At 49.7% G+C, this 23,904-nt stretch carries 18 protein-coding genes; 4 read left to right on the forward strand and 14 right to left on the reverse strand.

Annotated elements, in window-relative coordinates; genetic code table 11:
• Positions 1 to 63: 63 nt before the first annotated feature.
• From NC980_RS09845 to NC980_RS09870, 6 genes are all read right to left on the reverse strand, one after another.
• Positions 64 to 1,482 carry a glycosyl transferase, group 1 gene (locus NC980_RS09845; RefSeq protein WP_190378988.1) on the reverse strand — a complete coding sequence of 473 codons (1,419 nt, stop codon included), beginning with the start codon at positions 1,480 to 1,482 and terminating at the stop codon, positions 64 to 66.
• Between the two features lie 26 nt (positions 1,483 to 1,508).
• Positions 1,509 to 2,513: a class I SAM-dependent methyltransferase gene (locus tag NC980_RS09850; protein ID WP_242027159.1), complete on the reverse strand. Its 1,005-nt coding sequence runs from the start codon at positions 2,511 to 2,513 to the stop codon at positions 1,509 to 1,511.
• Positions 2,514 to 2,610: 97 nt separating this feature from the next.
• The gene (locus tag NC980_RS09855; protein WP_190378989.1) at positions 2,611 to 3,414 is read right to left on the reverse strand and encodes a TylF/MycF/NovP-related O-methyltransferase; all 804 of its coding nucleotides are present in this window, start codon (positions 3,412 to 3,414) and stop codon (positions 2,611 to 2,613) included.
• 111 nt (positions 3,415 to 3,525) lie between these two features.
• The gene (locus NC980_RS09860; protein WP_190378990.1) at positions 3,526 to 4,824 is read right to left on the reverse strand and encodes an ABC transporter ATP-binding protein; all 1,299 of its coding nucleotides are present in this window, start codon (positions 4,822 to 4,824) and stop codon (positions 3,526 to 3,528) included.
• Between the two features lie 41 nt (positions 4,825 to 4,865).
• Positions 4,866 to 5,711, reverse strand: a complete 846-nt coding sequence (locus NC980_RS09865) for an ABC transporter permease (protein ID WP_190379147.1) — start codon at positions 5,709 to 5,711, stop codon at positions 4,866 to 4,868.
• A 47-nt stretch (positions 5,712 to 5,758) separates the two neighbouring features.
• Entirely contained in the window at positions 5,759 to 6,301 is a 543-nt protein-coding gene (locus tag NC980_RS09870) for a hypothetical protein (RefSeq protein ID WP_190378991.1), read from the reverse strand.
• 33 nt (positions 6,302 to 6,334) lie between these two features.
• Here NC980_RS09870 and ruvB point away from each other — a divergent pair, with 33 nt between their 5' ends.
• Both ruvB and NC980_RS09880 read left to right on the forward strand, forming a co-directional pair.
• Positions 6,335 to 7,468, forward strand: coding sequence for a Holliday junction branch migration DNA helicase RuvB (ruvB, locus tag NC980_RS09875; protein ID WP_190378992.1), 1,134 nt, complete (start codon positions 6,335 to 6,337; stop codon positions 7,466 to 7,468).
• 15 nt (positions 7,469 to 7,483) lie between these two features.
• Entirely contained in the window at positions 7,484 to 8,302 is an 819-nt protein-coding gene (locus tag NC980_RS09880; protein ID WP_190378993.1) for a tetratricopeptide repeat protein, read from the forward strand.
• 644 nt (positions 8,303 to 8,946) lie between these two features.
• Here the strand turns inward: NC980_RS09880 and NC980_RS09885 are convergent.
• On the reverse strand, positions 8,947 to 9,732 hold the full coding sequence (locus NC980_RS09885) for a TIGR01548 family HAD-type hydrolase (protein ID WP_190378994.1): 786 nt from the start codon (positions 9,730 to 9,732) through the stop codon (positions 8,947 to 8,949).
• A 94-nt stretch (positions 9,733 to 9,826) separates the two neighbouring features.
• Between NC980_RS09885 and NC980_RS09890 the strand changes: the two genes are divergently transcribed.
• Complete coding sequence (locus tag NC980_RS09890) at positions 9,827 to 10,126, forward strand: 30S ribosomal protein PSRP-3 (RefSeq protein WP_190378995.1); 300 nt, start codon at positions 9,827 to 9,829, stop codon at positions 10,124 to 10,126.
• 231 nt (positions 10,127 to 10,357) lie between these two features.
• Entirely contained in the window at positions 10,358 to 12,643 is a 2,286-nt protein-coding gene (glgB, locus tag NC980_RS09895) for a 1,4-alpha-glucan branching enzyme (protein ID WP_190378996.1), read from the forward strand.
• On the opposite strand, the gene NC980_RS09900 is transcribed toward glgB, so the two are convergent.
• From NC980_RS09900 to NC980_RS09930, 7 genes are all read right to left on the reverse strand, one after another.
• Positions 12,644 to 13,231: a prepilin-type N-terminal cleavage/methylation domain-containing protein gene (locus tag NC980_RS09900; protein WP_190378997.1), complete on the reverse strand. Its 588-nt coding sequence runs from the start codon at positions 13,229 to 13,231 to the stop codon at positions 12,644 to 12,646. It abuts the gene before it with no gap.
• A gap of 93 nt (positions 13,232 to 13,324) precedes the next feature.
• On the reverse strand, positions 13,325 to 13,879 hold the full coding sequence (locus tag NC980_RS09905) for a prepilin-type N-terminal cleavage/methylation domain-containing protein (protein ID WP_190378998.1): 555 nt from the start codon (positions 13,877 to 13,879) through the stop codon (positions 13,325 to 13,327).
• 22 nt (positions 13,880 to 13,901) lie between these two features.
• On the reverse strand, positions 13,902 to 15,014 hold the full coding sequence (locus NC980_RS09910) for a prepilin-type N-terminal cleavage/methylation domain-containing protein (protein WP_190378999.1): 1,113 nt from the start codon (positions 15,012 to 15,014) through the stop codon (positions 13,902 to 13,904).
• Positions 15,015 to 15,164: 150 nt separating this feature from the next.
• On the reverse strand, positions 15,165 to 15,953 hold the full coding sequence (locus tag NC980_RS09915) for a type II secretion system protein (RefSeq protein ID WP_190379000.1): 789 nt from the start codon (positions 15,951 to 15,953) through the stop codon (positions 15,165 to 15,167).
• 10 nt (positions 15,954 to 15,963) lie between these two features.
• Positions 15,964 to 21,561, reverse strand: coding sequence for a hormogonium polysaccharide biosynthesis protein HpsA (gene hpsA / locus NC980_RS09920; RefSeq protein ID WP_190379001.1), 5,598 nt, complete (start codon positions 21,559 to 21,561; stop codon positions 15,964 to 15,966).
• A gap of 569 nt (positions 21,562 to 22,130) precedes the next feature.
• Positions 22,131 to 22,367: a 50S ribosomal protein L28 gene (gene rpmB / locus NC980_RS09925; protein ID WP_190379002.1), complete on the reverse strand. Its 237-nt coding sequence runs from the start codon at positions 22,365 to 22,367 to the stop codon at positions 22,131 to 22,133.
• Positions 22,368 to 22,574: 207 nt separating this feature from the next.
• Positions 22,575 to 23,828, reverse strand: a complete 1,254-nt coding sequence (locus tag NC980_RS09930; RefSeq protein ID WP_190379003.1) for an acetylornithine/succinylornithine family transaminase — start codon at positions 23,826 to 23,828, stop codon at positions 22,575 to 22,577.
• Positions 23,829 to 23,904 lie beyond the last annotated feature (76 nt).

Here is a 23,904-nt window from a genome sequence, read left to right on the forward strand (position 1 = left end):
TGTTGAATCACATCCAGAATTCGGTCTAATTGTACCGTTCACAATTCTGTCTCTTGCGAGAAGTTACTGCGCTAAAGTATCAGATTGTCCCAGCGATCGCCGAAGCTTCCACCACAGATTTCTAAATTGCCAGAACTTACTATTCTCAATTGCCTGCAACCGCAATTGAATTTGATCAAGCATACCGTCTTTCTCGTGAATCTGTTGTTGCTGCTGTTCGATTGTTTGCTGCTGTTGTGCAATCGTGGCCTCGGCTTGTTCGATTGTTTGCTGCTGTTGTGCAATCGTGGCCTCGGCCTGTTCGATTGTTTGTTGCTGTTGTGCAATTGTTTGCTGATGTTGCGCGATCGTGGCTTCAGCCTGCTCTACCTGGGTCTGAAGCTGATGAACCGTTTGCTCTGTTTGATGCAATTGTGCTGCTAAAAACTGAGTGCTGTTAGGGCGATAAGACAGGGTTTGAGCATATTCAGGATGATCGAAGGGTGAGCCGTCTGCTTCTGTTCCGCGTCTTAGCTCCTCGTAATAGCCGCGCCGCGTCACCCAATCGATCGGTGTTCCATTCTGAAATGTTGCAAACGCATAAGGTAAAGAAGTTGTGGCTTCGTAACCGTTTTTGAGCAGTTTTTCACGATAAAGTTTTGCCATCTTTCCCCACGGTGAATTGAACTGCTCCTCGTAGGCAAGCAAACTATATTTTGAAACTTGATACGGATTAAACAAATCCCAACCGCTAAAGTGCAAAAACAAGAGCGGTTGATCATTGACGAGAACGTTGCCGTTAGGGTCGCGCTCAAACTGCCGCTCATAAAAATTCCAGTGACCAATATTCGCACCCGGATGCCAAAGAATCCCAAAATCTTGAAAATAGACAGGAGCAAGATTGAGCCAGAGCTGATCGACAAACAATCCACGCGGATCACTCACTTGCGGGTCGGCAAACCCGTAGTAAGCGAGTCTTGTTTTCCACCAGTTAATAAATCGATAGGCTTCGTCTGTGCGCCGGAGCCCGAGAAATCCGCCGTTGTAAGTACCACCTCTGAGCAAAGTTACTTCTAGATTGGGGGCACGATCGAGCGAAATCGGAGTGGTGACGTGCGGCGATAATAAAATGGAAACCTGAGACAACTGCTCAAAAATCGCTTCTAATGAGTGGCAAACCATCACATCAGAGTCTAGAAAAATCCAGCTTTCTGGAGCAAGGGTTTCGTAAATGTATTGATGTAACACGCCTCGTAATGCACAACAAAGCTCAAATGGCGTGTAGTAAAACGTCATTTGCTCAACTAAGTGCTGGTCGGGTAACTCCTCAAGCGAAATTAACTTAAATGACTCACAATCTGGATCAAAGGCATCGTCTAATCGATCGGCTAATAAAACATAAAGTTCTGCATCTGAATTATGCTCCAGCAGCGTTTCTGCTAGCGTTCTTGCATAAGCCAAATGATTTTTGGTGGTCGTTGTACAGACAATCCGCTTTGACATTTTCGATTCAGTTCTCTAAAAGATAATTATTCGTTTACGGGTAAACCCAGTTTGCGTTTGATGCCAAACCAGCCTTTTCGCAGTTGCCAAAATTTGCTGCTTTCCATTGCTTGAATTCTGGTTTGGGCAAGCTGGACGGTTTGTTGAGCTTGATTTAACTGGGCTTGCAGATGTTGAACTTGAAGTCGATCGTGCTGTTGTTGAACCCCTGCCCCCTGTGCATGAAACACCGATTTCAGAAGCGATTGAAAAGCGGATTGCGACAAACTGATTTGGTTGGTTAACTCAGATTCGTCTACACCGACAACAGCGAGATAACCATCAGCCTGTTCGATCGACGATAGATGCTCTAAATAATGCTGTCCAAAGAATCCGTCGGGCAAGCTGTTTTGGTACGCATCAAACTGCGACACTTTAGACTGGGGAGCGATCGGCTTAACGAGACAACTTGCGACAATATAGTGCTGCCCAAAAAATACCGCTTCCCCAAACAAGCTCAAAAACAAATCGCGAAACTCGTTGAACCGAAAGCGATGTAAATGATAGGGACTAATCCAGGGCGAAACGCGATGATCGTTTGGACAGGATAAAAATAGTTGCCCATCGGGCTTAAGCAACCGTCGCACTTCAGCCAGAAATTGTCGAGGATGCGGCAGATGTTCGATCGTTTCAAACGAAACAATCAAATCAAACGAAGCATCTTCGAGCGATTGGACATAATGGGCATCTGACTGCAAATAAGTCACCTGCGGATGCTGATAATATTTCGAGGCAAAATCGATCGAGGCTTGATCCACATCTACGCCGATGACTTCTCGCGCACCTTGCAGCGCGATGAATTGCGTCCCATATCCTGTGCCGCAGGAAATATCTAAGACTCGTTTTCCGCGAACGAACGGAGCCACCATCGCATATCGAATCATGTGATCGACGTTAGCAAGCGACGTATCCTCTCCAGCTTGGACAGGAATATGACGCTCCCCTGTCGGCATCTGATCGACAATCGGAGTGGATGAATCGCTAGAAGTCATGAGTACTCGTGTTTTGAAGGTGCAGATCGCATCCAGTAGTATACCAAGTGACTGAGGATTTCCGTTGGTCACGCCGTTCGATTGCCTCTGATAGAGGTTAAACCAAGTTTTTCAGACGAAACCACAGCGATCGAAGTTTCCAAAATTTGCTAGTTTCCATTGCGGCGATCGTCGATCGGGCGTGTTCGAGTTCAAGCTGAATGGTTTGTAGCTTCTGCTCTAATGCTTGAAGGGTTTCAAACGACTGATTGCCAGAATGGTTGATTTGAGAAATGGGAATGCGATTATTTGATCGACCTTTGATCCAAAAGGCTTGATCGGTTCCAATCCGTTCTAAAACAGGCTTCTCACCCTGTCGATTGCAGAAATCATAAAAAGCTTCTCGACAGCCTTCCCAATGTCCAAAATCGTCGAGAATCACACAGCCGCCGATCGCGATTCGCGGATAAAAGGTCTCTAGAACCAAAGTGACCGAATCATACCAATCGGCATCACAGTGTAGGAGTGCAATTTGCTGCGGTAGCTCTTGCCCAAACGTAGTTTCAAACCATCCGGGTTTAATTGTGTAGGAAGATTCGCGGGTGCCGGCTGCACGGAGAACGGCTTTCACGTCTGCGATCGTTCCCACGCACTCCCCGATCCAGCGTTTTGCATCTTCGCCGTCTTTTTCTGTGGTCGTCGGCATTCCTTCAAAGCTGTCATACAGCCAAAGATGCCGTTGTTCGAGGAACTTGGACAAAATCGCGGCTGAGCCGCCCTTATAGGTTCCACATTCGACAAAATCTCCTGGAATTGCATGGGCATTCAGGTAATTGCAAAGAGCCGCGAGATTTTCCAGTCGATCGGGCGTACAAAGCGTATAGGGTTTAACTTGCTCAAGCAAAGATGCGGACAGCAGCATTATGGGTCGATCTATGAGAAGGGATAAATTTGCCCTCACCCTAAATCCCTCTCCCTCAGGGAGAGGGATTTAGGGTGAGGGTCAGGTGTTGGTTTCACAAATTAATTCGGATTACTTCAACTCAGAAAGCGTCTCCTGCGATCGCAAGCTCACGTTTTTTGCGTAAATTTCAAACTGCGGCGACAGATTAACCATGCCGCTCCAGTTGATTGAATCTGGATTTTGCAGCACCTTCAAAGTCATCGTGTCATGCAGCATCAGCAACGATCGCTTAAATTCGTATTGACCAATGCCGCCATCCGCAACGCCTAATGTGATGGTGTACTCACCTGGAGGCAATGGAACGTTGAATAGAAAGCGCACTTCGATCGAGGTTCCCGCTTCCACCTTACCGATCGTTTGCCGCATACACCAGGTATTCGATTCAAACACTACTTCTCCAGTGCGACCGCGAATCTTAAAGCCAACGTGCGGATCTTCAGCAAACTCTAGAAATTCAAGCGCGATCGCAAGTTTAATTTCAGCATCGCTCAAAACCGTGTGAATGACGCGATCGTGCTCATCGAGTAGCTGAACGAATTGGGGTTTGACTGAGCCTGAACTCATCACTGCGGTTTGATCAGACTTTCCTTGTGAATCGGGCATGGTGATAGCAATGCTGTTTGGAGTCTGATCTTTTCGTTTTAATAGTTTTGCTTCGTATAAATCGACAACTTGCCGAGGTGTGGCATCTAAAACAACCTTCCCGTGTTCGATCAGAATCGCGCGATCGCATAACTTACAAACTGCCCCCGAATCGTGCGACACAAACAACAACGTCACACCCGATTCTTGCAGTTCTCTCAATCGCGTGAAGCATTTTTGCTGAAAAAAGACATCTCCAACTGCCAGTGCTTCATCAACAATCAAGATGTCCGGATCAGTGTTCACGGCAACGGCAAAAGCCAGTCGAATAAACATCCCGCTGGAATAGGTTTTAACAGGCTGATCGATAAAGTCTCCGATGTCAGCGAATCCCGTAATTCTATCGAATCTTTCCTCGATTTCTGCCTGAGTCAATCCCAGAATTCGACCATTAAAAAATACGTTTTGTCGTCCTGTAAACTCTGGATTGAATCCGCTACCTAGCTCTAACAATGCCGAAATTCGACCGTTGACCCTCAAGCTTCCCGTGGTCGGAGTCAACGTTTGCGTAATCACTTGCAGCAGCGTACTTTTTCCCGCGCCATTTTGCCCGACAATTCCAACCGTTTCGCCCTTTGAAATGTCTAAATCAATGTCCTGAATCGCCCAGAATGACTCCGCCCGACTCTTTCCAGGCAAGAGAATTTCTTTGAGTCGATCGACCGGATGAGCATAGCGCTTATAACACTTCGAGACATTCTTTAGGGAAATCGCAATCTCGTCCATAAGCCTCCTCTTAACCTCACTCCGCCATCTTAATGCCCGTATTAAACTACGTCGGCAAACGCCGGACGCAACCGCCGATAGACCCCAAACCCGAGCGCAAACGCAACGACTGCGATTGCCCACAATACGCCCAATTCATGCCAGTGCTTCATTTCACCGACGAGAAACACATCGCGATAAACTTCAACGATCGCCGTCATCGGATTGAACCAAAACACCCAGAACCGCCAAGCTTCAGGAATTAACGACGCAGGATATACGATCGGAGTGACATAAAACCATAAACTCAGCAGCACCGCGATCGTTTGGGGAATGTCGCGTAGAAAGACCGTCAATCCGGCAAACAAGTAGCCTAATCCCGCCGTGAACAGCAACTGCGGCAACAATACCACGGGCAACAGCCACACCGTTGAGTGAATCGTCTTGGCGCTGATTGCCATAAATGTAATCAGCAACATCATGCCAAACGAGCTTTCTACCAGCGCTGTACAAATCGGAACCAAAGGCAACAGCGCCAGCGGAAACACGACTTTCTTAATCAAGTTTGGCTGACCGATGACCGAACCGACTGCGCCACTCAAGCCCGCAACAAAAGCTGTCCAAGGAATTAACCCCGCAAACAACCACAATCCAAACGTGAACTCGTTAGTAGGTAGTCCGCGAAGACTCAATTTGACTTTAAGAACGATCGAAAATAAGTACGTGTATACTAATAGCTGTGCAAGCTGATGCAGAATCGCCCAAGCATTCCCTAGAACGGAGCCTTTGTATCTTGCTTCTAAATCGCGCTGAACCAGGGTCTTGAGCAAGTCTAACTTCATCCACCAGTGCGGCGGCACAGGCAGCAAATGTAAAACCCTTCCAAACTTACGCGCCGCAACTTTCACAGGTACCAGCACAGAGAACTCCTTTCACCTCGCTTTTGGTCAGGATATCAGGTTGAGAGCGCAGATTTGATTGCTTCTAACATTGCGGCTTTTTGCTCTGCGTCATATTTCCAACGCTCTAGAAAGCGCTGATACTCTCCGGTTCCGGTCTCGATCGTCGTTTTCAATTGATCGAGATGTTGATCAACTTTGGACGATTGCATTTGCTTAATAATTGCCTCTGTTCGACGTTGCACCCGTGCTGAACCTGCTGCCATCTGTGGGTTTTGGTTGCGCGTATGAGTCAGAATCATTCCCGTAGACATGGCTAAGTTTTTTGCCAGTAGATCTCCGACAGTCTCCTCGGATTTCAACAGCGCTGACACGACGGTTGGCAGGATTTGATCAATAAACTCGCGATCGTCAGATAAATAAGTGACAAAAAATCCTCGCGCACCATTCTCACTTTGTACTAATGCAGTTATGATTCGTTCAAGTTCAGGTTCCGGTACGCGACGTTGTTCGACTTCTTGAAGGAGTGATTGAGTGAGTTCGATCGCGCCCTCAAACGAAATCGAATCCGAGACGGAAAAGGTAGACGGAATCTCCATGTTCGATGTCTCTAGGTATGATTGTTCACAATTATGGCGATCATTTCATCTAAAAAACAGCCCAACGATCGGGATAAAGCTTCTGCGTCCTCTGGCGAGTTGTCCGTCATGGTGCAGTCTGTCCCCGCTGGTGATACTCAATCCGCAAAGACAACCATTCTCCAAGCCGAACCGGAGCCTGAAGAACGCAGCAAACTCGAAGAAAAAATCCGTCCACAGTCGCTCCATGAGTATGTCGGACAAAAAGACCTGAAGGATGTGCTGGATATTGCGATTCGTGCCGCGAAGTCTCGCAATGAACCTCTAGATCACTTATTGCTTTATGGACCTCCCGGACTGGGTAAAACCACCATGTCGCTGATTTTGGCGCAAGAGATGGGCGTGAAATGCAAAATTGCCAGCGCTCCTGCTTTAGAACGTCCTCGCGACATTATGGGCTTGCTGATTGGGCTTCAGCCCGGAGATGTTCTGTTCATTGATGAAATTCATCGACTGGCAAAGGTCGCAGAAGAACTACTTTATCCCGCGATGGAAGACTTTCGGGTGGATATTCCCTTAGGAAAAGGCAAGTCCGCCAAAATTCAATCGCTGCCGTTACCGCCGTTTACCTTAGTTGGGGCAACGACGCGAGTTGGGGCGTTAACTTCTCCGCTGCGCGATCGTTTCGGTCTGATTCAACGCTTGCGCTTTTACGAAATCGACGAACTCTCGCAAATCGTTCTCCGCACGGCTGCCCTGCTCAAAATGAAGCTCACTACCGACGGAGCCGAAGAAGTCGCCCGTCGCTCTCGTGGCACTCCTCGGATTGCCAATCGCTTGTTGAAACGAGTCCGCGATTATGCTGAAGTAAAATCTATGCGGGACATTGATCGCACGATCGCCGCTGAAGCGCTTCAACTCTTCAACGTCGATCCCTGCGGTCTTGACTGGACAGATCGCCGCTTGTTGAGCTTCATGATCGAACGACATAATGGCGGGCCTGTTGGACTTGAAACGCTTGCGGCTTCGACTGGCGAAGATGCTCAAACGATCGAAGAAGTGTATGAACCGTATCTAATGCAGATTGGGTATCTTAGCCGTACTCCCCGTGGTCGCGTCGCCACGGCTGCCGCTTGGAAACATCTGGGCTACACTCCGCCTGATAACCAGTTGGCGCTTCTGTCTTAAAGTCTTGGAGGTTTCATGTTTCGTCATCTGTTCAAATCCTTGCTGATTGTCGTGATCGCGCTCTCTTTCGCGTGGCATCCGGTTCCGGTCTTGGCTGACTCTGAGATGCCGTCTGTTACTTCAGTTTTCGAGCGGTTGGCAAATCTCAGACAGCAAGCGTTTGAATCCACCAATAAAGGTAATTTTGCCGCTGCTGAAACCTTTTGGACGGAACTGATCGACCTGATGCCTGACAATCCTGCTATTTGGAGCAATCGCGGTAACGCTAAAGTTAGCCAAAACAAACTCGAAAGCGCGATCGAAGACTTCAATAAAGCGATCGAGCTTGATCCAAGCGCCCCTGACCCGTATCTCAATCGCGGTACGGCATTAGAGGGCTTAGGCAAGTGGGATGAAGCGATCGCCGATTACAACAAGGTGCTCGAACTTGATCCAAACGATCCGGCGGCATACAACAATCGCGGCAACGCGGAAGCCGGACTCGGACAATGGGAGATTGCCGCAAAAGATTTCCTCAAAGCTGCCGATTCTGCTCCAGACTATGCCTTTGCTCGCGCGAACTATGCGCTGGCTCAATACCAACTTGGGCAGACTGAAGAGGCAATTCGCACGATGAGAAACTTGGTGCGTAAATATCCGAAGTTCGCGGACATGAGAGCGGCTTTAACCGCCGCGCTTTGGGCACAAGGCAAGCAAGGTGAAGCAGAGAGCCAATGGGTATCTGCGGTCGGACTCGACAAACGGTATAAAGACCTTGACTGGGTGAAGACTGTCCGCCGCTGGCCTCCAACCATGACGATCGCACTAGAGAATTTTCTCAGCCTCAAATCGTAGAGATTGAATCGAAATAGGATCGCACAATGACCCGCAAGTTTAATCCTTGCGGGTCATAATTTTTGGATTTAATTTGCCTAAGCTTAAAAAATGGCACAGTTTAACGTCAGTTTGACAGAAGTTTTTGGCTGCGTTTGAATCTACGAGTCGCCCCCTAAATCCCCCATGAATGGGGGACTTAAAGCAAAGCCATTCCCAAATATGGGGAAGTTCTCCAATCTTCAAAGTCCCCCAGAATGGGGGATTGAGGGGGCATGACTGGACATCAACGAAGCGAAAAATTCGTCGAACTTCTAAGAAACAACTCTGTTTCTTTCACCCTTTCCCTAGGCACATCTTTGCTGGAGACTCACGCCAGTTTAATCTTCGTTTGAAATTCCGACCAGCTTCATCACGATCGCCTTTTGCTTTTTCATAAGGATCTTGATTGTTCTCAAAAACGATAAGCAAATAAGCTAAAAATCGCGATCGTCGTTACAACAACATTAATAAACCTAATTCATTGAAGCCCAACCTAAGAAACAGGAAGCTTGTCGTAAGAAACAGGCAGTTTGTTGTGAAAAAAAAGCAGTTTTTCATCAGAAACGAACAAATGGATCTAACGACAAGCAGCACGTAAGTTAGATCCACCCTGAAATTTGCAATTAACTTTGGGTGATTAATTGTTTTACAACTTCTGGAGTTAACTCTTTCACGTTACTCAGCACGATCGCCGCTCCTGCCTGTCTCAACGTTTCTCCGTAAGCGATCGATCGCGCCCCTGTCTCTTGCACATGCGGCGGTAACACTCCAACCCCGATCCACGATCGCTCTGGATAAACCTTTCTGGCTTCAACGATCGTGTACATATCGGCTACCGTATCCCCGACATAAAGCACCGGATCGCCCTCATCCTCTAATCGCTCCAGTGTTAGAAATAACCCCGTTGGATCAGGCTTTCCGGGCGCATCTTCCATCGCAATCAGCACTGGGGACTCTAAACCGATTCTGCGCTCTAACACATACCTCGCCGAGCCTTGAGTCGCACCACTAAAAAATCCCCATTGAATCCCCGCTTCACTCAGTTGATTCAAATAATCTGAACTTAAAAGCAACGGTTCTTGGCAAATATAGCCCGTCCAGTTAATCGGATCAGTTCCCCGGTAACGCGACTGAAAAAACTGAACGATCGCACCGTAATCCAAATTTAATTGATCGCGCCCTTGCCCCTGCGCTTCGAAATAGCGATAAATCAATTCCTGCGACGCTTCCCAGTCGTTATTCCAAACCCCTTCACCCTTCAGCGCATCAATCTCCTGCGACGAAGGACGATACTGCCCCGCTGTAAACTGCTCCACCGTGTCCGCTAGCGCCCGACGATACGACCCGCTGACATCTCGCACCACCCCGTCAATATCAAACACCACAACCGCCACGACACTTTCTCCCACTTTCTATGCAGCGATTTCCATCATCTACCGAAACTGTGCGGTAGAATAGCTGATCGTAATATTCCAAGCTTGGGACTGCGCTGGAGGTTAGAAGTTGACGAAGTTTATTCTAAAAGTTTTGTGGCTCGACGAAAACGTTGCGCTGGCAGTAGATCAAGTCGTGGGTAAGGGAACAAGCCCGCTGACTTCTTATTTCTTCTGGCCCCGCAACGATGCCTGGGAACAACTCAAGACCGAGTTGGAGAAAAAACACTGGATTTCAGAAGTCGATCGCGTCGAATTGCTTAACAAAGCAACCGAAGTCATCAACTACTGGCAAGAAGAAGGCAAAAATCGCCCCATGGCAGAAGCGCAAGCCAAATTCCCGGAAGTCGCCTTCACAGGTAGCGCCTGAATCTGATTGCCTCGGAATTTTCATAATCGAAATGACTCCTGACTTCGATTACATCAGTTGGGAGTCTTTTATTACAATTCCTTGTAAACGGACTCAGCGGCCAAAGCTAACAAAAAGAATTGAGACTTTCACAATGATTTGCTAATTTCTATTACAGAACTTTTACATTAAAGTTTAATCACGTTCCAGTTTTGAACTAATTAACACAACCCACTTAAGGTAGGTAGCTTCATGTCGATGACGATCGCCCCAGACCAGGTAGAGCGGATTGTAGGAAACCAGCACCATGATCCGTTTGAGGTGCTTGGCCCTCATCCAATCGAGCGAGACGGCGAAACGGTCTGGGTGGTCAGAGCTTATCAACCCACTGCCGATGCGGTTTCTGTGATCGTGCCAGAATCCCGCGCTGAATACCCGATGCAACCCTTGCATCATCCTCACTTTTTTGAATGCACGATCGACATATCAGAACTCGCCAACTATCAACTCCGGATTCGACAGGGCGAACACGATCACGTCATCTACGATCCTTACGCCTTTCCGTCTCCCTTCCTCACCGAGTTTGACTTGCACCTGTTCACCGAGGGCAATCACCACCGAATTTACGAAAAACTCGGCGCACATCTCACGACCCAAAACGGGGTTGCAGGCGTTTACTTTGCAATCTGGGCACCCAACGCCCGCAACGTCTCTGTTTTAGGTGATTTTAACCACTGGGACGGACGACAGCACCAAATGCGACGGGGATCAACCGGAGTCTGGGAACTCTTCATTCCCGAACTCGGCATCGGCACTCACTACAAATACGAAATCAAAAACCAAGCGGGTCACATCTACGAAAAATCTGACCCCTACGGATTTCAGCAAGAAGTCCGTCCGAAAACGGCTTCGATCGTCACCGATCTAACCGATTACACCTGGAACGACCAAGACTGGCTCGAAAAGCGCCGTCATACCGATGCTTTAACTCAACCCATCTCGGTTTATGAAGTTCACTTAGGCTCTTGGCTTCATGCTTCTTCTGCCGAACCCGCCCGCTCCGCTAACGGCGAAATTATTCCGCCTGTAATCGTCACCGATCTTAAACCCGGAGCGCGATTCCTCACTTATCGAGAACTTGCAGAGAAACTCATTCCTTACGTCAAAGAACTCGGCTTTACTCACATCGAACTTTTGCCGATCGCAGAACATCCCTTCGACGGCTCATGGGGCTATCAAGTCGTTGGACATTACGCCTGCACTTCCCGCTACGGCACCCCGCAAGATTTCATGTACTTTGTCGATCAGTGTCACCTCAACGGCATCGGTGTGATCGTAGACTGGGTTCCCGGACACTTCCCCAAAGATGGGCATGGACTCGCCTTCTTTGACGGCACTCACCTTTACGAACATGCTGACCCCCGCAAAGGCGAACATAAAGAATGGGGAACGCTGGTCTTCAACTACGGGCGCAACGAAGTGCGGAACTATCTCGTTGCCAATGCGCTCTTCTGGTTCGACAAATATCACATTGATGGAATTCGCGTCGATGCGGTTGCCTCCATGCTCTACCTGGACTACTGCCGCAAAGACGGAGAATGGGTCGCCAACCAATACGGCGGCCGAGAAAACATCGAAGCGGCTGAGTTCTTGCGCCAGATGAATCATCTAGTGTTCAGCTACTTTCCAGGAAGTCTGTCTATCGCGGAAGAATCAACGTCCTGGCCCATGGTTTCCTGGCCCACCTATGTGGGCGGCTTAGGCTTCAACCTCAAATGGAACATGGGCTGGATGCACGATATGCTGGACTACTTCCACATGGATCCGTGGTTCCGCCAATTCCACCAAAACAATCTCACCTTCAGCATTTGGTATCATCACAGCGAAAACTTCATGCTGGCGCTGTCGCACGATGAAGTCGTGCATGGCAAGAGCAACATGATCGGCAAAATGCCCGGTGATGAATGGCAAAAACTAGCCAATCTACGCTGCTTGTATGGCTATATGTTTGCCCACCCCGGCAAGAAAACGCTATTTATGAGCATGGAGCTTGGACAGTGGAGCGAATGGAATGTCTGGGGCGACCTTGATTGGCATCTGCTGCAATTCGAGCCGCATCAAAAACTGAAGCACTTCATGGAGACGCTGAATTCGCTCTATCGATCGGAACCCGCGCTCTATGTTCAAGATTTTTCTGAAGAAGGATTTTCCTGGATCGACTGTAGCGACAACCGCCATAGCGTCATCTCTTTCATTCGCCGAGGAAAAGAGCCAGGAGAGTTTATTGTAGCGGTGTGTAATTTTACCCCGCAGCCTCATAGTCACTACCGCGTGGGTGTTCCAGAGGCAGGCTTCTACACCGAACTGCTCAACAGCGATGCTCGCGAATTTGGCGGCAGCAATATGGGCAATCTCGGCGGTAAATGGACAGACGAATGGGCTTACCACAACCATCCTTACTCGATCGACCTCTGCCTCCCACCTTTATCCACCCTGATCTTCAAACTCGATCGCAAAAAGACTCCAGCAAAGCAGTGATTAGTCACAAGGATTATTCTGGCGAGTCGGTCGGTTCTCTCCTTCTCGGACTGTACCGAGGAGGTTAGAGACGATCGCGCACCGCTTAGTGCCGCCTCCTGATGGCGTGGAGAAGGTTACGCGGCCCAATTGCCCATCGACTCCTCCCCGGTGATTAAACCGAATTCGATAGATGCTATTGTCTCGCTGAAGTAGTGTTGTGTCCGGCGAACCAAGTAGCCTCACACCATCAGGAAGGTTCTGCCAGGGCTGAACCAACGGATTTGCATTCGTTGGATAGACCGCCCACTGAGCTTGCTGCCCTTGCTGCCGAAACCCGACTTCATACGGAATGTTCTGCTGCTTTGCGCGAGTTTTCCCCTCGGATAAGGCAGTGACGGCTTGGCTTCGAGCCGCGTTGAGTCGCTGAGTGTTTAACTGGGCTTGCCAAGCAGGAGCCGCGATCGCCGCTAAAATGCCAAAGAGTGCAACCACGACGATGGCCTCTAACAGCGTAAACCCCTGACTGGACTGCCACGGGTTTCGCCGCAAATAAGCTTGAATGATTTTGTGTTGCTTGGTGTGAATTTTGTGTCTAAAGTCGTGCATGACAGAAATGGAGCGTCACATCCATGATGGCTTAATTCCTATCAATTCAAGACTCAAATTTAAGTGCTTTAACACAGAATTCAAGTTCCAAAATTAAGGCGCTGCTGGGCATGCTGCATCTGAATTTTCTGCGGTTGCACCTAGCAACGTTTCGACGGAGACACATCGCCTTGGATTGACTCCGATCGCGGCTCCGATTGTAATCGCGTAAGGCACCGAACTAGCGACAATAGCACCGTAACCATCAAAAATCAGAGTCGCTCTGTTTCGATCAGTCCCCTGATCGCCCCAAAGACGAATGATGCCGGGTTGAATGCTGCCATCACCGAGCGTTTGCCAATTGGTAATTTGATCGATATCAACTGAGTTATTCGCTGCAGCGACGATCGCATATCGAGGTTGACCATTGTTATTGTCAAATACGACTGCGCGATTCACTTTGGTCTGTTGTGCTTGAGACTGGGCAGTCCGAATTGCTTGAGCGACTTGACTCCGAGCCGAACCCACTCGCTGTTGATTGATGAATGCAACCCAGTTTGGAGCCGCGATCGCGAACAATATCCCAATCAAAATCACGGTGATCAGCACTTCCAGTAGGGTGAAGCCGTTTGTCGTAGAGTCAGATCTGAAAAAAGATTGGCTTTGCATAAATTTAACCTGGAGTAAGGCATTACTGCGTTTTGTTAGTGACACCGCGAGTCAAGACACGAGTTTCGAGCGCAATGGGCACTCTGGGGCGATTTGTAGCCCCTATATCCGGCACACCAGGTCTACCCGCCGCATCTCCCTGAATTCGGATGACAACTTCCTGATTGAGATCGCCTTCTCGGTCTCCTCCCCGAACATAGACATAAAAACCGCGTGGAGGATCGGCTGTGGCTGAAGCTCCGTCCCGTGGAGTCAAAATGAGACCTTCTGTTGATCGATTAGGCGCTCGTCCTCTACCAGACGAGTCAGATGGGTTATACAATCCAACCCAGTCTACAAAGTCTGTTAGCGGTAAGGTGTTAGTATTATTACTTACGGGTCTACTGGTTTGTAGTGAAACTAGGGGTGTCTGCGACAGCGAAGACCGCTCAACGGGCCAAGCGAGAAAACTCGTTTCTTTTCCGTCAGTTCTCCCGCGTGGATTGACCCATCCTGTAACTGGCACTGGCGACCCTGTTGTGGGAACACTACTCCCCGTAAATTGAGGCAGGTGGTAGCGCACGATTCTGGCGCGACCGCGACTCACACGACCTGTGGTTTCCCGGTTGAGCGAATAGACGACGAGGGTGTACATTCGCTCAGACAGACAGGGGACGTTCTGAATTGCAGCAGGAAGCGCAGCCGAACTGGAATAAGCATCGCTATTTCTAGTGCAAACAGCCTTTAGTTCCTCGGGCAGTGGATCAACGCGCCAAAACGCCAATACTGGAACATTATTAGTCGTGCCGAAACCACTGGTGCCAACAATAGTTTCGGGTAAGTAACTCCTTAATCCAGGGCAGCGTGTGTTGTTCGGGCTGGCTGGACGATCGAGCAAGCATTCACCGTCGTACACAAAGACGGCTTCGCGGACATCACGGACAATATAATCGATCGCTGCTTGTAAATCGCGCTGGGTATCGCTTCGAGCCGATTCGCGCAGATTCGTCTCAATGAGCTGCACCACGATATACAGGAGTCCAGCCGAAATGAGTGAACCCACGAGCATCGCAACGAGGAGTTCTAAAAGCGTAAACCCACCTGCTTTGGTACGGAGATGATGTTTTTGGTATCGCTTCAAAAATGACTTAATCATTTCTTCTCTACGGTAAGGTTGGGCAGGGATTTAGAGCATTGCTGGACGAGAATAAAAGTCTTGCATCTGCCCGAGCCTTGATAGGAATCGGGCAGTATTGTCACGTTCTGTAAGAAGAACAAGGCATCCTTGCATTTAGCGATGCCAAACTTAGCAGGCTCCAGTCGTCTGGCTTGCGGCTGGACAGAGCTTGCGGTAAAGCTCTAGATTCTGGCTCTCGCTGCTGCGAACGATCGTCGAGTAGAGAACCGCTAAGGGACGGTTACGCTGATTGCCAAGACCATTTGTGCCGCGCAAAGAAGCAGGCTGCGTCTCACCTCGCTGTGCAGTTAGCTCGTCTCTTGCAATCGCCGAGTACACTCGAACACCCATCACAAATCCTGTGAGAACTTGCCCTGTTGTGCCTTCAAATCGATTGCCATTTTGATCAAATCCTTGGCTACGAAAGGTTTGCAGCAGATAATCGCCAACACAGTCACCATTTGTATCCAATTGAGCGAACGTTCCGATCGCGCTTGGAATGCTACCAACATTGGTACAAGCCCTGGTAGAGATGACTCCAGTTCCAGCAGTATTGGGTGCAGCAGGGAACCGACCTGAAGTAGAGTTACGCACATCTGCTTCGGTTAAATTCGCCACAGAGGGAGGAAGATTGGCAGTTTCGCCGCGCTCGATGATGACCCGGACGCGATCGATTTCGCCTTGTGCCAGCTTTAAGGCTTGCTCTGCCCGTTGGACTTGCACTCGTGAGGCGACTGCCCAGAAAATCGGGGGAGTGATGCTGACCATTGTGATGGCGATCACGACGATCGCAATTAAGCTCTCGATCAGCGTTAAACCTGCATCTGAATGCTTAGCGATCGTGCCGTTGTGAATAAGGCGGAGCGCTCCCAGTCTAGAGGGGAGAGGTGTTTGTCGCTTTGTGAATTTGGATACCATCTCAACCTCCTCACTTACTTGGACAGCTTGTATTCAGATTGAGAGCCGATTTTGCTGCATTGCATAGATTGGCAATGTACGGATCGCTTGCAGGCGGCTCAACGTAATACTCACTCCGATTCTTACTTGCCGAGACAAAGCGGGCAGCAGCAGGGCTAGCTGGACTAAATTGCAGCCCGACATCGTAGCCCCAGCTTCGCTTGGGTGCCCTGTAATACGGAATATTCTGTTTGTCCGGATCGGATGCTAACTTGGCACCCCAGCTAGAAAGCGATGGTTCGATGTTCTCAAGCTCAAACGGAGAGGTTGCATAGTTGGCGTAGCTCAGTTGAATCAAGGAGCCTGAGAAGAACAATTGTTTACTGTCCCAATCTTCTAAGAATCGTGGGAAGTTGTGTAAGCCCCCGTAGCCCTGTTTTGAACGTGAGGGATTGATACCACTCACAATGATGGAGTTGACCCGGGTTTCAAGCGCATTTAATAGATTCGGTTCTCTCATGCCGTCGGTTGTTCCATAGCTGGCATAGACACTATTCTCACCAACGTCCTGACCGTAGCCGTAGTAAGCTCTTTCGGGAAATAGAACGTTGAAGGCAACAGGCGGAAGCGGTTTTTCGCGCACCCCTAGTGTGTTGGAATCGCCCGCCGTAATGTCTCTAGCACGTACCACTAGCGGTTGCCCAGACCGTGAAATCTTGATCGGGGCAGTGATGTCAACAAAGTGCTGTGTGGTATTGGGGTTGGATGCGTTTATGTCACCACGGCGTTCTGCGATCGCATCATATCGGGAGTTCTCACGCACCCAAGTCCAACCGTCTCGGCTGCCTGCGGTCTTCGCTAGAATTTGCTGAGCAGGGCGATTTTGGTTGTGGAAAGAGGTGTTGATTGCGTCGGCACAACCAGGGTCAAACAAGCCGCTGTTTTCGTGGTAATAGTCGCGCTTCCTATTCGTATCCGTTAAGTTCGTAACAGATACCGGGAAAGAATCTGGGACTGGGTATCTCGCAGTGCCGCCGAGACTGAAGCCGTTCCCGATCACATCCGTGTTGGTATCGCGATTGTAACGAACGAACGTATCCGCGATCGAGCCGTCACAGAAGCCATTAGACAAGATCGTGATGCTGTCTGCCAGAATTTCTGACGGTCGCCAACGATCTCTATCCGGTGCTGCAAAGTTCGGATCAGGCCTGTTGCGGGTGTAGAAATTCGAGTAATCGTCATTCAGAAGTTGAGCTGTAACAGTCCCATCAAACTCCTCTAAACGGTTTCCCGTTGTATCGTCGTCACCGTCCTGATGGTGGTTGAAGTCGCCCTGAATGTATACGGGCTGGTCGGTAAAGAACGACAATCCCTTGATATTGTCGGCAGCATTGATAGCTGTGCCTTCAAGACTGTCATTGCGCTTGAGTTGCATCCCATTGCGGAGTCGGAAGCCGTGCATTCGTCGATCGGGATCGGGGAAGCGATCGACCGATTTTGTCGAAATGCCGTTCTCTCCAGAATTGAGATCGCTTTGAGTGGTTCTGGGGGGCGCAGGATTGACGGGTCTCACTTTTGGATCTTTCGGATTTGCCGGATCTCGCAAATCCATCTCGCAGCCTGTTGTTGTACAAGCGGGTCTAGAAATCGCATCTTCTCGAACGGCATCTTCCCGGAAAGCGTAGACAATGCCGCTTTGAGGTAGCCAGACCGCAGTTTTTGATCCAACTTGCGAACTGCGGAGCATTCCTAAGTCAACATCCAGTGTCCGCACCAGCATTAACTGTCGTCCATCGAAGAACGCTCGATCGAGGAATGGAACTGCAACACGGGTTAGACTTCCGGTGGGGCTGTCTGCTTTGAGAATGATATTGGTTGAGAAGTTTGCTTTCGTTGCAAAACTTCTGGGTGAGGTGTTGGTTGGTAGATCCCAATCCGTCATTGTTGTCGGACGAGGGGTGAGTGCGATGCTGCTTACCGAGTAGTCTTCGATCGGAATGACCCTAACCGATTCACCTGTTGGACTTGCGGGATTGCGATCGTCCGGTTTACGGCTGAGATCGTTGTACGCATTGCAAACTGGAGTATTGGTGTTCGGCGGACAAATCGGAAACGTGAATGACACGCTGGGATGACCTGCTCGACCTGTTGCTTTCGTGCTACTGATTCGCTTGAATTCAGCTTGAATCGAAGCAACATAGCTGTCTGCGATGTAAGGCTCAGTCGTGGGTTGTGCATGATCAAAGCCGTCTGTAGACGCATCACCGTTATAGTCGTGATCAACCTCTGGGAACAGATAGTAAAGAGCAGGGAATTTGGGCAAGACTTGGGTTCCGCTCTCATCCAGTGTTCCGCACAGTTTCGACAGGGCAAATCGATAATAAGCCAGGTCGCGTTTCAGTCCGTTGCTGCCTCTGGAAGAAGGGAAGACCGTGTTGTAGTCTCTCGGATCTGTGGGTAGAGAAACAGGAGCTAATCCACTGGCACTTAGCGTCGTTGAGGATCTGGAAAGAACGGGATCTGCCGACATCCCAGTTCTGAGATCAGTGTCACCATCTAGACCACCAGTAAAAACAAATTGATCGGGGTCGCAAGCCGTTGGCATTGTGATTGGATTATTCATCCCCCCTGGAAAGACGGTGTATTGTCCGAATCTGGGTGATGGCTTGAATCCATAGGTGCGATCGCGGCGAATCTGATGATTGAGCATGATTGTCTCTGCCAGTCGCATCTCAGCCACGAACTCTGGATGATCTGGTCTAAGGTTGTCTCCGTTTGTTGCCGTTCCTCTGGTTAACAAATATTGTCTTAGTGCACCGATTAGCGCCTCTGGGGTTACGCCTTGATAATCTTTAGGGTTATACAGGTTTGCTCTGCGGTTTCCCGCCACAGAGTAGTCATAGGTTGCAAGCTGCTCTCTAGGGAGAACTTCTGGGTTGGAGCTTGTCGCACCATCGTTTACTCCATCCATGAGTCTCCAGAGATCGCGTCCCAGTTTTGCCATCAGGCGCTGTCTGTTGTTACCTCTGCTGCCCATGTCTATATCGTTTGGTGCATTTAGTCCATTGATCGCGCTGGGATCGAATTTCTGGATACGATCAATGTTGTAAGCCAACATTCCAAGCGTACAAGCCGCCGTTTGAATATAGGTGCGATCGGCGATGCTGAGCTTAGTGAAATCGTTGTTAGCAGCTTTTAAGTTCGCAAGTGCGCGTTTCAGATTAGAGTAGTCTCCCCACATTGAAAGCGCTGGGTAAGGGTGAATTTCTGCTGCATTTGGCGTAGGAGGAAACGCGCCGCTCTTGAGGACGCTTCCGATCGTTTGGTGATCACCTGCGAAATTCGCCAAGTTTTGTAGCGCTAACCGCAGTGAACCAGTTTCGTTTTGAACTGCGGTTAGGAAGCCGCTGTAATCTCCGCCCGGAGTTGTAAATTCCCATCCATTCGTTCCGACTCCTGTAAAGAAGTTGGTGAGTAGAGAAGTTGCCGTGGTATCTGCGACACCACTGTCGTTTGTGCCAAAGAACTCAGACGGACGGAATGTGACTGCCTGCCGCAGTGACCAAACGGTTCCAGGATGTGAAGTGGTTACAAGACAAGCTACCGGATAATCTAAATCTTCCGCAGAATGATAGACGGCGGTGCTTTGAACTGCTGACAGATTATCACGCAGCGATCGGCGATGCAGATCGACATGAGAAAGCTGTCCGGTTGGAGTGACGGGATACGGCTTGACCGTGACGGGATAGAGCGGGTCTCCCTCGTGTTCGTAAGTATCTTGATCAACCGTAGCGCTGCTGTTTGCCACATAGTTATCCCCGTTTGGATTTCGGGGTGCATACCAGGTGAACAGGTTGCCAAGCTCTAGTCGCTGTCCTACCAACAGTCTCAGCCCTGTCACACGCGCACGTCGCTCCCAGTAGCCATCCAGCCCAACGCCTGAAGCCTCAGCATCATCTGGGGCGACTGTATCGTTGAGCATGACCGTATTGCCTGAATCGATCGACTGTCCATACTTCCCATCCGGCACAATTTTATTTGGATCGCTGCCGTACTTGGGCTTAGGTCCCCAGAGATTATCCGCCCGATACAAGTCGTCTACATAAGGTGCATCTGCTTTCTCAATAACGACCCGCTGCGGCAGACTACCTCTTTTCAGATCCGGCAGATTTTGTTTCGCTGGATTTACGTTTTTAACCCGATTATTGCGATCTTGGTTGCTAATGTTTGCAGCGACCGGAACGTTTGTGTAGCCATTTTCCAGCAGAACGGCTTCTGGATCAGTCGTGATGCGGTACAAGTCTTGTCCAGCTTCGTCTGAGACGTTATCTGTTGTACTGGTGAGCTTGACTTGGCTATTACCATTATCCGGAGTGTTACTGTGAAGGTGAATGGTACTGCTGTCATTGGTATTTGATTTGCCATCTTGCATCGCCCCTGCTACCACAAGTCCGAGCAAATCATCTTTTCCTTCCCGTCGATCGGTCACACTAATTTCAGAAGCCGATGGCGTGAACAAGCAGGAAGACGGAGAACTGATCAGGTACGCGGTGAACTTGTCTTGGGGTTCTGGTGCTCCGTCAGCCTTCAGCCCAGCCCCAATAATCAAGTTGCCCTCGGTGTGCATTGCGCCATTCCACCTGAAATCGGCACCCGGATAAATCTCTAAGTCATGGCGGAACCAGGCTCCCCACTTGTTGCCGCGATCGAGTTCGCGATCTTGGGTAAATTCCAGCGTGGCTTTCGTTCCGCCTGCGTTGCCCGGAATGACTAGCGCATCGACTTGGAAATTCTTTCGTAGTTTCGAGGTGGTAGTTTTGTCTTCAAACCAGCCTTCAGGCCCCGCATTGCCGCCACCAGAGTTTCTAGCGCAGCCTAAAGCACCATCGACGCTGAGCGGCGCTTGTCTGACCCAGCGATTTCCAGCTTTGACCGCATCGTCTGTTTCTTCCAACATTTTAGTTGCGATCGATTTTGCTGGAGTACCCGCGCTGCTGTTTGCTAAGTCGGGGAGGGGTGTATTTAAGACGATCGAGTAAACAACCGTGGAATCTTGGGTATCAAGTTTGCCATCACCATTGGTATCTGTACGGAAATACCAGGCGTTATCGATTTCGTTGTCTTTGTTAATGTCGATGCGGGTCTCATCGGGAAATGTGTAAGCATCGGCTTCTTTGCCCTCGGCATCTTTGTAGGGCAGCTTCGCAAAGGTAGCACCAGTGCGCGGCATGGTGCCATTGTTGAGCAGCATAGCTTCGAGCGTCGCTTGTGAAGGGATACCGCTCGGCAAGCGTGTATCTTTAGTGGCATCGAAGAGGAATTCCAGCTTTGATCGCGCCCGATCGATAGCGGGAGTCGCGGCGTTGTAAATCACTCGCTGCTGCGCTTCGCCAATTACTTGCACATTGCGGTTATATGCCCGGAATGTGAGTGCGCCGACCGTCAGCGCTACAACTAAAATCAGCAGAACTGTGGTCGGCAAGATAAAGCCTGATGTAGAAAGCTTGCCTCGACGCTGATAGAGCAAAACGTAGCGCAGAACTCTATTTACAAAAGATTTTGTGATCTTGCGGTAGAGTCTTCCGCCTTTGCGGGAGAAGCCCTGGAATGTAAGTTTGCGATTTGACATAGCTGCTGAATTGGCAGAAACAAAAGTGACGATCGAACAACACTCGATCCGAAGGGGCAATTCGCGATCGCAAATCAACAGGGGCAAAGAAAATTAAATTGACGAAATCTATTTCTAGATATCGTCTGATTTTTCCTTGGTGAAGAGGCAAGATGATGGTCTGAATTTAATCAAAACTTCATCAGTGCCGAGTGACTTCTTCTACTGTCTTCATAATTTGCGGCAAGGTCATCCGAGAAGACACGCGCTCTCACGATCGATAGTAGCTAAAGGATGAGTCCGGCAAGCTACGTAGGATGATTTTGGATATTCGGTGCGTCTCGGAGTGGCGCGGTTTCTTGATCGAGAGAAAGCGCGATGCACGTAGATTACCCATTCGCCAGGGAACGCTATCAGGCACAAGGATTTTAGCAAATGAAGATAGCAAAACTGGGGTGAAGCCGTGAAAAGCTTACCCCAGTTTTATGCGCTAGACATCACCGCAAAAACACCTAAGCGATCGGAGAATCAATGCTTGCGGTGCAAAAAGTTAATTGTTGCGAATCTGCCTATGTTATTTGGCGAACGTTCTACAGGCGGCTCAGATCGATTCCTGCTTCTTTAGCGAACACGTCTAGACTCTTGTGTTCTAGCGTTTTGATGGCTTTGGTGGAGAGGCGCAGTTTGATCCAGCGCTTGCCCGTTTCCCACCAAATGCGCTTGACTTGCAGGTTGGCTTCTTGGAGTTTCTTGGTGCGGCGGTGTGAGTGAGACACTGCCATTGCGTTATTGGCTTTTTTGCCCGTGAGTTGACATCGACGTGACATCGCTTGATCTCCGATTAGTTCAGATTAGGATTTATTACAGTCCTCCATTATAGGGAATGGAGGACATTTGGCAAAAGATTGATAGGGAGCTGCTTCGATGAAAGCGTTGGATTGCCCCCAAGTCCCCCAGTCGTGGAGATTTTGAGAAAAGGAAGCTCTCCAAACTGAAGAAGATTTTTAGATTTAGAGTCTTCTAGTCTGAGAGAGTTAGCCCAACTCGGTGAGGGCACGATCGACTGCGGCAAGGGCGCGATCGATTTCCTCAGGGGTGACGATAAGCGGGGGGACAAAGCGCAGGACTTTTAGACCGGCTGGCACGAGCAGAACGCCCTCTTGAATTGCGATTTTAACCACATCGGCGGCAGTAAAGGCACTGTCTGCTGTGAGTTCCAGACCGTTGATCAGTCCCCAACCCCGAACCTCTGCAATTCGCGATGGATATTTTTGAGCCAGTTGAGCCAGTCCTGATCGCAGTTGTTCGCCCCGCGCTTGGACGTGAGCGAGCAGATCTTCGCGCTCGAGCGTGTGGCAGACCGCAAGTGCAACGGCACAGGCAAACGGGTTGCCGCCAAAGGTGCTGGCGTGATCTCCGGGTGCGAAAACATTGCAACGAGATTTGCAGAGCATTGCACCGATCGGAATTCCACCGCCTAGACCTTTTGCTGAGGTGAAGATGTCGGGTTCGATGCCGAGATTTTCGTAACCCCAGAGTTTGCCACTCCGTCCCATGCCGACCTGCACTTCGTCCAGGATCAGGAGAATTCCTGTTTCGTCGCAAATTTGACGAATCGCTTGGAAATAAGCTTGATCGCCCGGACGCACACCGCCTTCACCCTGTAAGCCTTCCAGCATGATTGCGGCAACTTGGGGTTCCGATTGGTCGAGTTCAGCGATCGCACTTCTCAGGGCTTCCAGGTTGTTGTACGGAACGTAGTGGAAACCGGGAACAAGCGGATTAAAGTTTTGCTGGTATTTCGGCTGTCCGGTTGCGGTGATGGTTGCAAGCGTCCGTCCGTGGAAACCGGCATTTGCCGTGATAATTATGGGATTGGAGATATTGCGGACGGTGTGAGCGTACTTCCGAGCGAGTTTGATCGCAGCTTCGTTGGCTTCGGCTCCAGAGTTACAGAAAAAGGCGCGATCGGCACAAGAATGCTCAACCAGCCATTTCGCCAGTTCGCCTTGGGGTGCGTTGTAGTAAAGATTGGAGACGTGGATCAGAGTTTTGGCTTGCTCGGTGACGGCTTCGATCAGGGCGGGGTGAGCGTGACCGAGGGTGCAAGTGGCAATTCCAGCGACAAAATCCAGATATTCGCGTCCTTGGTCATCCCACACGCGGCAACCTGACCCGCGAACTAAAGTCAACGGGAAGCGGGCATAGGTGGTCATGACGTAATCGTCAAATTCTGCGATCGAAAACGGTGCGGGAGTGGGAGATTTTACAAGGGTTTCTGGACTCACTGGTTTTGATCCTCAAATGCAAGTCAAAAGAACATCTTAATGGAAGTTCTTCAAGCGCGGAAACTCGCCTAGATCC

The sequence above is a fragment of the Leptolyngbya sp. AS-A5 genome (assembly GCF_039962495.1).
In the GTDB taxonomy this organism is placed as follows: Bacteria; Cyanobacteriota; Cyanobacteriia; order Leptolyngbyales; family Leptolyngbyaceae; genus Leptolyngbya.